The following is a 12,461-nucleotide window of genomic DNA, read 5'->3' on the forward strand; positions in this document are numbered from 1 at the left end:
TTTCCTCAGTCGGCTGTGATGTTCTGTTGCTTGGCCAGCTTCTTCCAGCGCTCCACGTCGTCGGCGATGACGGTGCCGAACTGCGCAGGCGTCAGCGGCGTGGCGATGGCGCCTTCGCGCAGGAAGTTGGCCGTGATCTCGGGCCTGGCCAGGATCTGGTTGACGGCGCCGTTGAGCTTTGCGACCACGTCGGGCGGCGTGCCCGCCGGTGCCAGCAGGCCCCACCAGAGTTCGAATTCGTAGCCGGGCACCGCAGTGGCCATTGGCGTGAGATCGGGGGCGATGGGGCTTGTCTTCAGGCTCGTGATGCCCACGGCGCGCAGCTTGCCGGCACGCACCATCGGCAGCAGCGACGGGCCGCTTGAAATCAGCAGTTGCGTCTGGTTGCCGATCAGGTCGGTCACGGCCGGGCCCATGCCCTTGTAGGGAATGTGCGCGATCTGCAGGTCGCCCACCTTGGCCTTGAGCAGCTCGGTGCCGAACTGGTTCACGCTGCCCGAGCCCGACGAGGCGTAGTTGTACTGGCCCGGCTTGGCCTTGATGGCGGCGATCAGCTCGGCCGGCGTCTTCGCGGGAAATTCGTTGTTGACCGCGACGATGAACGGACCCTTGGCGAACATTGCCACAGGTGCGAGGCCTTTCACCGGATCGAAGGGCATCTTCGATTGCACGGCTGCGTTGGTCGTCATGCTGGACGACACCGCCACCAGCGTGTAGCCGTCGGGCGCGGCGCGCGCCACCTGCGCCGTGCCGGTGTTGCCGCTCGCGCCGGGGCGGTTGTCGATGATCACCGGTTGCCTGAGTTGGTCGCCCAATTCCTTGGCCACTTGGCGCGCGAAGGTGTCGTTGGAGCCGCCGGCCGGGTAGGGCACGACGATCGTGATGGCCTTGCCGGGATAGGCGCCCTGGGCGAATGCCGCGCCGGCGAGCGCTGCCGCTGCAACAACAGCGAGCACGCGAGGGCGAAGGATGGAAGGGAATTGCATTTTCTTGTCTCCGGTTTTTATTAATAGGAAGCTCGGCTCATCCAGGCAGCAGCCCAAGGCTCAATTGGGAAGCAGCCCAAGGCTGCGTGCACTCTCGACGATGGCGCGCGCGCGAATCACGAAAGGGATGTCGATCATTTTTCCGTCCACCACGTAGGCACCGACGCCGTTGGCATCGGCCTCGCGGGCCGCCTCGACCACCTTGCAGGCGTGCGCGATCTCTTCGTCGGTGGGGCGAAACACCTCGTTGGCGATGGCGATCTGGCTCGGGTGGATGCAGGTCTTGCCCAGAAACCCGAGGTCGCGCGCCAGCATGGCTTCGGCGCGATAGCCCTCGGCATCGCGGATGTTCGCGAACGCGCCGTCGTAGGCATACACGCCCGCTTCGCCGGCTGCGATGCGCACCGCGAACATCGCCTGGCGGATGGCGGAAGGTTCGCGCCGGGCGATGCCCAGCGGCTCGAACAGGTCGCCCAACCCCAGCTGCAGCCCCGACACGCGCGGATGCGCCAGTGCGAGTTCCGCTGCCGTACGCAATGCAGTGGGTGTCTCGATGTTCAGCAGCAGGCCAATGGGCGCCTGCACGCCGTTGGCGCGTTCGGCGCGCTCGATGACTTCTACCGCCGTGCGTACGTGCGCCGGGCTTTGCGGCTTCGGCAGGTTGATCAGATGCACGCCGGCCTGCGCCACCGCCGCCACGTCGCGCTCGAAGTGCGGCGTGTCCATGGCGTTGACGCGAACGATCAGTGTCTTTTGCGAGGAGGCCGCATCGCCGCTGGCAAGCAGCAGCTGGCGCACGGTCTCGCGCGCCTCGTCCTTGCGCGGCTCGGACACCGCGTCTTCCAGGTCGAGGCAGATGGCATCCGCCGCACTGGCCAGTGCCTTGGCGAACAGTTCAGGACGGGTGCCGGGAACGAAGAGTTTGCTTCTCATGCATGCAGTGTCCGCAGTTCATGAGAAGAGAAAAACAGCTGCTCCCTGCGATCAGATCGCAGAAAATCTATCTTCATGGAAACGGCCTACCTGCAAAGCTTTCTTCTGGTGGTGGAGTCGGGCTCGATGTCGGAGGCCGCGCGCCGGCTCGACCTGACGCCCGGCGCGGTGGCGCAGCAGATCCGCGCGCTGGAGCGGGAGCTCAACGCACCGCTGCTCGCGCGCGCCGGCCGCACGGTGCAGCCGACCGAGGCGGGGCACCGGCTGGTGCAGCGCGCCCGCACGCTGCTGCGCGAGGTGAGCGACATCAAGGCGCTGGTGGGCAGCGAGGCGGCCGGCGGCGAGCTGGTCATCGGCACCATCAACACGGCCATCCACAGCCTGCTGCCGGACATCCTCGCGCGCTTCGTGAAGACGCATCCGGGCGTCAAGGTGTACCTGCAGTCGGGCAACACTGCCACGCTCTACAAGGCGATGCAGCAGGGCGAGCTCGATGCTGCCGTGTGCCTGTATCCACCGTTCGCGCTTGCGAAGACCTTCGACTGGGCCCTGCTGCGCGAAGAACCCCTGGTGCTGCTCGCGCCGAGCCGCCTCGCGCGGCGCGATCCCCACGAGCTGCTGCGGACCTCTCCGCTCATCCGCTACGACCGCAACCTCGGTGGCGGCAAGCAGGCCGACCGCTACCTGCGTTCGGCGGGCATCGTGCCGCAGGAGCGCTTCGAACTCAGTTCATTGCTGGCAATCGCGATGATGGTCGATCGAGGCCTTGGCGTGTCGGTCGTGCCCGACATCGCTTCGCCGCTGCTCGACGGGCAGCGCATCGCCAAGATCCCGCTGCCGCTGCCTTCGGAGACGCGGCGCTTCGGCGTGCTGTGGCTGCGGGCGTCGCCACGGCTGAGGTTGATTCACGGCTTTGTCGAGAGTGCGGGGCTTGTCATTGCCGGGAAGGGAAACGGCTCTCGCAAGTCTGTGACCCGTTAGGCAGGCTCCATGCCGTGCCGGCGCTTGGCTTCTGCGCTGTCGCCGGAGGCCAGGTACGCGAGCAGCCCGCTTGCGGCATCCGGCTGCGAAGCGCAAGAGCCCGGCGCTGCGCTGAACACCGTGGTGATCTGGATCGCCGGCGGCAACGGCCCCAGTAGCGCGATGCCTTCGACGCCGATCAGCTCGCTCAGTTGCTGAAAGCCCAGCGCAGCTTCTCCGCGTGCGATCAACGAGCCCACCGGCACGCCGGGTGGCGCCTGTACCAATCGGCCCTTGATGGTGTCGGCGATGCCCCAGCGCTCGAACAGCGCGGCCAGGGCAACGCCACTGGGCCCGGTCGAATACGCGACGCTGGCCGCATCCAGCACGGCGCGCCGCACCGCTTCTTCCGTGGAGATATCGACTCGCGCGGCGTTCGCGGCAACGGCCACGGCAACGCCGGAGCGCACCACGTCGGTCTTGCGCGATGCGTCCACCTTGCCGGCAGCCGCCAGCTTGTCGATGGCATCCGAGGCGAGAACCACCACGTCGAATGGCTCTCCTGCCGAGACGCGCCGTGCGGCATCCACACCGCCCACTGCCTCGAACGAAACCGCCACGCCGCTCGCACGCGTGTACGCCGCGGCCAGCTCCAGCAGCAGGCCCTTCGTGGCCATGGAGCAGATGCCCCGTATCGAATTCGACATGGTCATGCGCGGCCGATGAGGCGATCCGCGTAGGCCTGCCAGTCGCTTGCGGCATCCAGCCCTTCGAACAGACCATCGCGTGCCTGCGCCGCAACCCAATCCTGCTTGGCCGCGATGGCGGCCGTCATCAGGGGCTCGAAGCCGGCCTCGCGCACGGTCTGCGCCGCTTCGCGCATTTCTTCCGCGCGGCGCTTGCCGTGCTGCACGACGCGGCTGAAGAAGTAGGCGCCTTGCTTGTCCCAGTCGATCTGCGGAAAGGTTTCCTTCAGCGTCGGCAGCACATGCGCTTCGACGCCATAGCGCCTGGCGGTGGTGTAGCTCTCGATGACCAGCGCCTCCAGCCCCTTGATCATGATGCTGCGGCTCATCTTGATCGCCGAGGCCACGCCGAGCTGGTCGCTCACCACGCGAACGTCCATGCCCCAGCCGCTCAGCATTTCGGCAAGCGCTGCGGCCTGCGCGCCGCCCAGCAGCATCGGCACGCGGATGCCGTAGGGCGGCACCGAGGTCATGACGCCGGCCTCGACGTAGGCGACGCCCACGGGCTCCAGCGCCGCCGCGGCGCGCTGCTTGGTGCCGGGCGATGCCGAATTGAGGTCGAGAAAACGGCTGCCGGTGCGCGCGTGGCGAGCGGCCTCTTCGGCTACCGCCAGCGTGTTGGAGGCGGTGACGGCGGATATGAGCAGGTCGGCGTGGCTGCAAAGCTCCTGCATGCCGCTCGCCACGTGCATCCCGTCGCTTTCTGCCGCAGTACGCGCTGCCGCGCCCGTCGCGGGATCGGCGAAGCGCTTGTCCCAGACCCAGACGGCATCCACGCCGCCTTGCCCGCGCAACCCGCGTCCGAAGATGCCGCCCACTTCGCCGTAGCCGATGAGGCCCAGTGTCGTTCCCATGATCGTGTGTGTCCTTGTCAGAAGATGGCCTTCTCGCCGGGCTTCAAAGCCAGCACGCGCGTGCTTGTGCTGCCTAGCGCGCGGATGTATTCGTCGGGCGTGCCCTTGCCGAGCGGGTTGGCGCCATAGTGCATCGGAATCACCGCGCGCGGCTTGAGCCATTCGCGCGTGGCGTAGGCGGCGTCCACCGGGTCCATCGTGAAGTGGCCGCCGATCGGCATCAGCACGAGGTCGGGCTTGTAGTAGTCGGCGATGAACTTCATGTCGGCGAACAGGCCCGTGTCACCCATGTGGTAGATGCGGAATCCGTTCTCCAGCTCGATGATGTAGCCCACGGGCTCGCCGCCGGGGTGCACTTCGTCCTTGCCGGTGGCCGGGTTCTTCCACACGATGACCGAGGAGTGCTCAGCGTGCACGGCAGTCACCTTGATGCCCGGCACCGGGTTGATCGTGCCGCTCTTGTTGAAGCGCGGCACCAGGTTGGGCGGCAGGATGCCGAGCACGCCCACCGTCTGGTTCATGTCGCCGGGCGCGTACATCGGCACCTGGTTGAGCAGCGCCAGCGCAGGCGCATCCGCGAAGTGGTCGAAGTGACCATGCGTGACCAGCAGCACGTCGACCTTGCCGAGGGCTTCGAGGTTCTTGTATGCCGCGGGCGTCAGCGGATTCAGCTTGAGCCACGGGTCGGTCACGATCACCTTGCCGCCCGGCGTGGTGATGCGGAATGCCGACTGGCCGAGCCAGAGCACTTCGGTCTTGCCACCACTCGTGGAGGGCGGCGATTGGGGCGATTGCGCGCAGGCGGCGAGCAGTGCCGCGACGACAAGGGCGAGCAGCAGACGGGCGAGCGATTTCATGGCCGGTGTGTTCCTGTCCAACTTCAGTCGACGGTGATGTGGGCGCTCTTGATCACGCGGTCCCATCGTTTCATTTCGCTCGCGATCAGCTGGCCGAAGGCCTGCGGCGTCGTGGGCGTGGGCTCGGCGCCCTCGGCTGCCAGCCGCGCGTGAACGTCCGCCGTGTTGAGCGACTGGTTGATCTGCCGGTTGAGCATGGCGACGATGTCCGCGGGAGTCCCGGCCGGGGCAACCACGCCGTACCACTGGTCGGCCTCGAAGTCCTTGGTGCCTGGCACGCCGCTTTCCGCCACCGTCGGCACCTCGGGCAGCAGCGCGATGCGCTTCGGGCTCGACACCGCCAGCGCACGCAGCTTGCCGGACTTGATGTGCGGCAGCAAAGCGGGCGCGCCGGTGAAGAGCAGCTGCAGCTGGCCCGCGAGCAGATCGGTCACGGCCGGGGCCGTGCCCCTGTAAGGCACGTGCAGCAAAGAGGCGCCCGTCTGCAGCTTCAGATATTCGGTAGCGATGTGCGCCGCGCTGCCGTTGCCGCCGGAGCCAAAGGCCAGCTGGCCCGGCCGTGCCTTGGCCAGCGCGACCAGTTCGGCCAGCGTGCGCGCCGGAACGGAGGAATGCACCACGAGCACGTTCGGCACGCGCGCCACCCAGGCCACGGGCGCAAAGCTGCGCACGGGGTCGTAGTCGAGCTTGGGGTACAGCGATGGGTTGATGGCCAGCGTGCCGATGTGCCCCATCAGCAGCGTGTAGCCGTCGGCAGGCGACTTGGCGACCTTGTCGGCACCGATGGAACCACCGGCGCCGGGGAGGTTGTCGACCACCACGGGCTGGTGCCACGCGCGGCCCAGCTCGATGCCGATGGCCCGCCCGAGCACGTCGGTGGAGCCGCCGGGCGGGAAGGGAATGATCATGCGGATCGGCTTGGACGGATAGGCCTGCTGCGCCATGGCGGCGCGGCTTGCCGGCAGCAGGGCAGCAGCTGCTGCCGCGAGGCAGGCGTGGCGACGGGTGATGCCTGTCGTGGTCATGGCGATCAATCGGGCTTGATGTTGGCTTCGCGGATCAGCTTGCCGTAGCGCGCCACGTCGGCCTTGAGCAGCTTGTCGAACTGCTCGGTCGGCCCCGGCAGCGGAACGCCGCCGGCCGCGGCGAGCTGTGAGCGCACCTCGGGCGAGTCGATGGCCTTCTGCACGGCGTCGTGCAGCTTGTCGACGATGGGCTTCGGCAGCCCGGCTGGCCCCACGAAGCCGTACCACACGCTGGCCTCGAACCCCGGGTAGCCTGACTCTGCAACGGTCGGCACGCCCGGCAGCACGGCGGAGCGTTCGGCGCTCATCACCGCCAGCACGCGCAGCTTGCCGGACTTGGCCAGCGGCAGTGCTTCGAGCGCATTGACCGCAACCACGTCCACATGGCCACCGAGCACGTCGGTGAGCGCCTGCGCGCCGCCCTTGTACGGCACATGCCGCAGTTGCAGCCCGGCGGTGTGCTGGAACAGTTCCATGGCCAGGTGCGGTGTCGATCCGTTGCCTGGCGTGGCGACGGTCACGCTGCCCGGCTTGGCCTTGGCCGCAGCGACCAGTTGGGGCAGCGTCTTGATGGCCGATTCTTCGCGCACCGTGAACACCACGGGCACCCGGCCGACCGAGGCCACCGGCGTCAGCTCGCGCTCCAGGTCGTAGGGCGTGGGCTGGAACAGCGAAGGATTCACGGCCAGCGCGTTGGCGGCCAGCAGCAGGGTGTAGCCGTCGGGCGCGCTCGTGATGACGGACTTCACCGCGATGTTGGTGCCCGCGCCGGGCTTGTTCTCGACGATGACCGGCTGGCCCAGGATGGCCGACATCCGCAGGCCGACCGAGCGCGCAATGGCATCGACCGCGCCGCCGGCGCTGTAGCCCACGAGGATCTTCACGGGCTTCGACGGAAAGGCGTCGGCCGCGCTGGCAATGCCGAGCTGGCCGAATGCGGCCAGTGCGGCAACGCCGAGGGCGAGGCGTCGGGAAAGGGGCTTCATTTGTGTTGTCTCCAGAATCAAAAAATCAGGTGCGGCTCAGCGGCGGTCCCATGCCTGCGGCGCGGCGTCCTTGCCGGCCACCGAATACAGGGCGCCGGGCGCATTGCGGGTCTGCTGGAACTCTTCCAGCGATTGGCCGCGCATCGCGGCATAGATGTGCAGGTTCGACACGCCCACCACCGCACCCAGCTTCTCCAGCATGAAGAAGATCACGCCGTACTGGATCAGGCCGCGCCAGTCGCGGCCGCGCACCATGTCGCGCTCCTTGCCCGTCAGCGCGGCAGCGTCGAACGCGGCCTCTTCGTCGGCAAGAAAGGCCGCGCGGTGCGCCGGGCGCGTCATGCCGTGCAGGAACTTGTTGAGGCGGTGGGCGCGCACGCTGGTCTCGAGCGTGAACGGATAGGTGCCCTGCAGCGCTTCCACGCCCGCCAGTTCCTTGTCGATGTGGCGGAGATGCCGCTCGACTTCACCGGCGACGGGCGGGCTCGCCAGGTTCTCGTAGATGGCGGTGGCAATGCCCGTCATCGAGGGCAGGTAGTAGCTCTGGTGCGTCTTGCGCACGTTGGACGACAGGGCGCCGCGCATCACCAGCCACATGATGACTTCGGCGCCTTCCATGCCGCCGAGCGTTGCCAGTTCGGCCTGCGTCATCTCGGTGAGCCGCACCGGGTCGTTCTCGATCAGGTCGAGAAACTGGGCGTCCCAGGCGGTGTTGTTGAAGCCCGCGCGCTCGCCATGCACCTGGTGCGAGAGCCCGCCGGTGGCAACGATTGCCACCTTGATGTCGTCCGGATAGCTCTCGATCGCGCGCCGCAGCGCCTGGCCGAGCTTGTAGCAGCGCCGTGCCGACGGCACCGGCGACTGCAGCACACCAACCTGAAGCGGCACCACCGGTATCGGCCATGCGGGCTCATGCGGGCACAACAGCGACATCGGCGAGAACACGCCGTGGTCCAGCGCCCGGTCCTGGAAGAAGGACATGTCGAACTCGTCGGCCACCAGCGAGCGGCCGATGTGCCGCGCCAGTGCCGGATGGCCCGCCAGGGCCGGCAGGTCGCGCGCGCCGCCGCCTTCGTCGGCCACTTCGTGCCGCTCGCCCACGCCCAGGGAGAACGCCGAGTAGTGGTCGAAGAAGAACGAGCTGACGTGGTCGTTGTAGATGAAGAAGAGCACGTCGGGCTTCTTCTCAGCCAGCCACTGCTGCACCGGCGCGAAGGCCTCGAAGATGGGCGCCCAGACCGGGTCCTGCTGCTTGTTCTTGTCGAAGGCGAAGCCGATGGTGGGCGTGTGCGAGCAGGCGACGGCGCCGATGATGCGAGCCACAGTGCGGTCCCTTGCTCAGTCGATGTAGCGCAGGCCGGCCTTGGCAAGCGGCTCGCGCATGGCGTACATGTCCAGCCCCAGCTCGCCGGCCGCGAAGCGCGCGCGCTTGCCGGCCTCGTTGGCTTCGCGGGCCTCGGCGGCATCGGCTACGCGTGCGGCCAGCTGCGCCGGCACAACGACCACGCCGTCAACGTCGGCCACCACCACGTCACCCGGCTGCACCAGCGCGCCGGCGCACACCACCGGCACGTTGACCGAACCCAGCGTGGACTTGATCGTTCCCTTCGAATGGATGGCACGGCTGAACACGGGAAAGTCCATGGCGATGAGGTCGCGCACGTCGCGCACGCCGCCGTCGATCACCAGGCCCTTGCAGCCGCGCGCCTTGAACGAGGTTGCGAGCAGGTCGCCGAAGAAGCCGTCGGTGCTGTCGGCGGTGCAGGCGGCCACGACCACGTCGCCGGGCTGTATCTGCTCGGCCGCGACGTGCAGCATCCAGTTGTCGCCGGGCTGCAGCAGCACCGTGATGGCGGTGCCGCAAATGCGCGCTTCAGGATGGATGGGGCGGATGCGCGGCGCCATCAGGCCCAGGCGGCCGAGTGCTTCGTGCACCGTGGATACGCCGAAGCGCGACAGCTTCTCGACGGCGGCCGCATCGGCGCGCACCACGTTTCGGTGCACGACGCCGAGTTCCTGGAGGAGGGGAGTGGTCGACATGTTCAAAGTCCTTTTTGCTTGAGTGCGCGGTCCAGCCGCGGGTACACGCGGCGCGCGTTGCCTTCGTAGATCTGATGGCGCGCCTTGTCGTCGAGCATCGGCGTGGCGTCGATGTAGCGGCGCGTGTCGTCGTAGAAGAAGCCGGTCTCGGGGTCGATGCCGCGCACCGCGCCGATCATTTCGCTGGCGAAGAGCACGTTGTCGACCGGGATCACGCGCGTGAGCAGGTCGATGCCGGGCTGGTGGTACACGCAGGTGTCGAAGAAGATGTTGCTCAGCAGGTGGTCTTTGAGCAGCGGCTTCTTCATCTCCTGCGCCAGGCCGCGAAAACGCCCCCAGTGGTAGGGCACCGCGCCGCCGCCGTGCGGAATGACGAAGCGCAGCGTCGGAAAGTCGCTGAACAGGTCCGAGGTGAGGCACTGCATGAAGGCCGTGGTGTCGGCGTTCAGGTAGTGCGCGCCCGTGGTGTGGAAGCAGGCGTTGCAGCTCGTGCTCACGTGCACCATCGCGGGAATGTCCAGCTCCACCATCTTTTCGTAGAGCGGGTACCAGTGCCGGTCGGACAGCGGCGGGCTGGTCCAGTGGCCGCCCGATGGATCGGGGTTGAGGTTGACGCCCACGAAGCCGTATTCGTTCACGCAGCGTTCCAGCTCGGGAATGCAGCTGGCCGGATCGACGCCCGGCGACTGCGGCAGCATGGCCGCGCCGATGAAGTGATCGGGAAAGAGCTGGCTCACGCGATGGCAAAGCTCGTTGCAGATGGCGGCCCAGGTGGACGACACCTCGAAGTCGCCGATGTGATGCGCCATGAAGCTCGCGCGCGGGCTGAAGATGGTCAGGTCGCTGCCGCGCTCCTTCATCAGCCGCAGCTGGTTGCCCTCGATGGACTCGCGCAGTTCGTCGTCGCTGATCTTCAGCTCCGAGACTTTGGGCCTGGCCGACGGGTCCTTGATGCCGGCGATCTGCCGGTTGCGCCACGCCTCGAGGGCTTTGGGCGCGGTCGTGTAGTGGCCGTGACAGTCGATGATCATTCGCAACGCTCCGGAAGGTGTGCAGGGGGTGCTTCAAGCATGAAGAGAAGTCTGCGCGGCGGTTGCTTTGCGTGGGGTGAGTTAGCGTTGCGCTGCCATCATTCTTTTTTATCGATAAAGGGTTTACCCTTAAGCATGAAAATGCATGATCGAGAGCGACGCCTCCACCCGTGAACAAAAAAAACGAGCATCACAAAGTTATTGCGCACGCCGACAGCGTGGCGCTCGGCATCAACCTGCGCCACCTGCGCGCGTTCTCGGCCGTGGCGTCTGCCGGGAGCATTGCCGCGGCTGCCGAGGCGCTGTTCCGCGTGGCGTCGGCGGTGACGCGTTCGATCCTCGATCTGGAGGCCGCGATCGGCAGGCCGCTGTTCGACCGGCGCTCGCGCGGCGTGGCGCTCAACGCATACGGAGAACTGGTGCTGGCGCGTGCCCTGCGCATCGAGCGCGAGTTCGAGGAGGCGCGAACGCAGCTGGCGGCGCGCGGCGGAATCGACAGCTCCGCCGACGTGCATTCGCTCTTCACTTCGATCCTGAACGGCCGACGCCTCGCCGTGATAGCGAGCCTTGCCGAGAAGCGCAACATGCCCGCCGTCGCGCGCGAGTTCGGCATCACGCAGCCGGCCATCAGCAGCGCATTGAAAGACTTGGAAAGCGGGCTCGGCGTCACGCTCTTCAATCGGAATGCGCGCGGGCTCACCGCGACGCCGGCGGGCGAGATCGTGGCCTTCTACTTCAAGCGCGTGCTGTCGGAGCTGCGGCACATCGGGCCAGACATCGCGGCCAGCGAAGGCACCTTGCAGGGCAGCGTGAACGTCGGTGCGCTGCCGCTCGGGCGCACGCAGATCCTGCCGCTGGCGATTGCCTCATTGCTCGCGCGGCATCCGGGCCTGCACGTCACCACGGTCGAGAGCCCGTACGACGCGTTGGCCGCGTCGCTGCGCAGCGGCGACATCGACTTCATCCTCGGCGCGCTGCGCAGTGCAGGTGAAGCGAAAGACCTGCAGCAGGAGCCGCTGTTCGAAGACCGCATCTCGGTGATCGCCCGTGCCGGCCATCCGCTCGCACGCGCGAAGCGCATCGACTTCAGGATGCTGCGCGAGGCGAGCTGGACGCTCTCTCGGCATGGCTCGCCATCGCGCGAGCTGCTGGAGCGCTTCTTCTCTGATGCGCGGCAGGCGCCGCCGCTGCCTGCGGTCGAGACAGGCGACCTTGCCGTGCTGCGCGGCCTGCTGCTGGAAAGCGACATGCTGACCGCGATCTCGGCGCACCAGCTGCGCTACGAGATTCGCGACGGCAGCCTGGTGGTGCTGGACTTTCCGCTCGAGGAAACACGGCGCGAGATCGGCCTGACGCAGCGACTGGGCGCGTTTCCTTCACCGGGCGCGCGGGCCTTGATGGACGAGATCCGCAAGGTGGTGGCCGGGTCGCCGGATTTCCACGTGCCGAAAGGGCGGTAGTGGTGCGGCCGGGCATCGCCTTCAATGTGGCGTTGCGGGCGACTTCCGCCTGAAGTCGAAGCCGCGGCACACGCCGGTAGCGATCACGCCGGTAACGCCGAGCATCGCCGCTGTGTGAACGCCGACGGCCGCGAGCGCCAGCATCAGCGAGCCCGATGCGGTGATCTCGCGAGCTGCCGGAGCGTCGCCCATGCACAGCGGAATCAGCGCCGGCACCAGCATCAGTCCGGCGCCGTGCGCGGTGGACATCATGAAAGACCAGAGCGCCAGCCCGGCATGCCCGGCCGTCTTGCCCGAGCTGCGGCCCCACACGTGGTACGCCACGACCGCGACAAGCAACCCACCCGCCAGCGCCTGCAGCGCCATCCGATCCATCGACAGGCCCAGCGCTACAGCAGCGGCAACCAGTGCGACCGATGCGGCGTGCCCGACCGCGATCGGCACCAGGGCCCGCAGCGCCTGCGACCGGTCGCGTGAGCGCACGCCCCAGGCGGCTGCGAAGGCCCAGCCGGTGGCGGGGTTCAGCCCGTGAAGGGCGCCGATCCCCGCAACCGCCAGCCAGGGCCAGAGGCTTGCCATGATG

Annotated in this window: 13 protein-coding genes; 2 read left to right on the top strand and 11 right to left on the bottom strand. The window is 67.6% G+C overall.

The window, feature by feature from the left end; translation table 11 throughout:
* Window positions 1-5: 5 nt before the first annotated feature.
* Together BLW48_RS16825 and BLW48_RS16830 are read right to left on the bottom strand one after the other, a co-directional pair.
* A complete protein-coding gene (locus BLW48_RS16825; protein WP_093176464.1) occupies window positions 6-986 on the bottom strand; it encodes a tripartite tricarboxylate transporter substrate binding protein in 981 nt (326 codons plus the stop codon).
* 60 nt (window positions 987-1,046) lie between these two features.
* Window positions 1,047-1,919 (bottom strand): HpcH/HpaI aldolase/citrate lyase family protein, encoded by an 873-nt coding sequence (locus BLW48_RS16830; protein WP_093176465.1) that lies wholly within the window; start codon window positions 1,917-1,919, stop codon window positions 1,047-1,049.
* A gap of 75 nt (window positions 1,920-1,994) precedes the next feature.
* Here BLW48_RS16830 and BLW48_RS16835 point away from each other — a divergent pair, with 75 nt between their 5' ends.
* Complete coding sequence (locus tag BLW48_RS16835) at window positions 1,995-2,900, top strand: LysR family transcriptional regulator (protein ID WP_093176467.1); 906 nt, start codon at window positions 1,995-1,997, stop codon at window positions 2,898-2,900.
* On the opposite strand, the gene BLW48_RS16840 is transcribed toward BLW48_RS16835, so the two are convergent.
* The 8 genes from BLW48_RS16840 to BLW48_RS16875 are packed head-to-tail and all read right to left on the bottom strand — an operon-like array spanning window position 2,897 to window position 10,418.
* A complete protein-coding gene (locus tag BLW48_RS16840) occupies window positions 2,897-3,586 on the bottom strand; it encodes a substrate-binding domain-containing protein (RefSeq protein WP_371127555.1) in 690 nt (229 codons plus the stop codon). The genes BLW48_RS16835 and BLW48_RS16840 overlap by 4 nt on opposite strands.
* 2 nt (window positions 3,587-3,588) lie before the next feature.
* Window positions 3,589-4,479, bottom strand: coding sequence for an NAD(P)-dependent oxidoreductase (locus BLW48_RS16845; protein ID WP_093176468.1), 891 nt, complete (start codon window positions 4,477-4,479; stop codon window positions 3,589-3,591).
* A gap of 17 nt (window positions 4,480-4,496) precedes the next feature.
* Window positions 4,497-5,336, bottom strand: coding sequence for a metal-dependent hydrolase (locus BLW48_RS16850; protein WP_093176469.1), 840 nt, complete (start codon window positions 5,334-5,336; stop codon window positions 4,497-4,499).
* Window positions 5,337-5,359: 23 nt separating this feature from the next.
* The gene (locus BLW48_RS16855; RefSeq protein ID WP_093176817.1) at window positions 5,360-6,361 is read right to left on the bottom strand and encodes a Bug family tripartite tricarboxylate transporter substrate binding protein; all 1,002 of its coding nucleotides are present in this window, start codon (window positions 6,359-6,361) and stop codon (window positions 5,360-5,362) included.
* 5 nt (window positions 6,362-6,366) lie between these two features.
* Window positions 6,367-7,347: a Bug family tripartite tricarboxylate transporter substrate binding protein gene (locus tag BLW48_RS16860; RefSeq protein ID WP_093176471.1), complete on the bottom strand. Its 981-nt coding sequence runs from the start codon at window positions 7,345-7,347 to the stop codon at window positions 6,367-6,369.
* Between the two features lie 36 nt (window positions 7,348-7,383).
* Window positions 7,384-8,670 carry a gallate dioxygenase gene (locus BLW48_RS16865; protein ID WP_093176472.1) on the bottom strand — a complete coding sequence of 429 codons (1,287 nt, stop codon included), beginning with the start codon at window positions 8,668-8,670 and terminating at the stop codon, window positions 7,384-7,386.
* Window positions 8,671-8,685: 15 nt separating this feature from the next.
* Complete coding sequence (ligK, locus tag BLW48_RS16870) at window positions 8,686-9,387, bottom strand: 4-carboxy-4-hydroxy-2-oxoadipate aldolase/oxaloacetate decarboxylase (RefSeq protein ID WP_177142347.1); 702 nt, start codon at window positions 9,385-9,387, stop codon at window positions 8,686-8,688.
* A 2-nt stretch (window positions 9,388-9,389) separates the two neighbouring features.
* The gene (locus tag BLW48_RS16875; protein ID WP_093176474.1) at window positions 9,390-10,418 is read right to left on the bottom strand and encodes an amidohydrolase family protein; all 1,029 of its coding nucleotides are present in this window, start codon (window positions 10,416-10,418) and stop codon (window positions 9,390-9,392) included.
* A gap of 170 nt (window positions 10,419-10,588) precedes the next feature.
* Here BLW48_RS16875 and BLW48_RS16880 point away from each other — a divergent pair, with 170 nt between their 5' ends.
* Complete coding sequence (locus BLW48_RS16880; RefSeq protein WP_093176475.1) at window positions 10,589-11,878, top strand: LysR family transcriptional regulator; 1,290 nt, start codon at window positions 10,589-10,591, stop codon at window positions 11,876-11,878.
* 21 nt (window positions 11,879-11,899) lie between these two features.
* Here BLW48_RS16880 and BLW48_RS16885 read toward each other — a convergent pair whose 3' ends face one another.
* A complete protein-coding gene (locus tag BLW48_RS16885) occupies window positions 11,900-12,457 on the bottom strand; it encodes a hypothetical protein (RefSeq protein WP_093176477.1) in 558 nt (185 codons plus the stop codon).
* Between the last annotated feature and the right edge of the window lie 4 nt (window positions 12,458-12,461).

Origin of the sequence: Variovorax sp. YR266, assembly GCF_900107295.1 — a bacterium.
Classification (GTDB): Bacteria; Pseudomonadota; Gammaproteobacteria; order Burkholderiales; family Burkholderiaceae_C; genus Variovorax.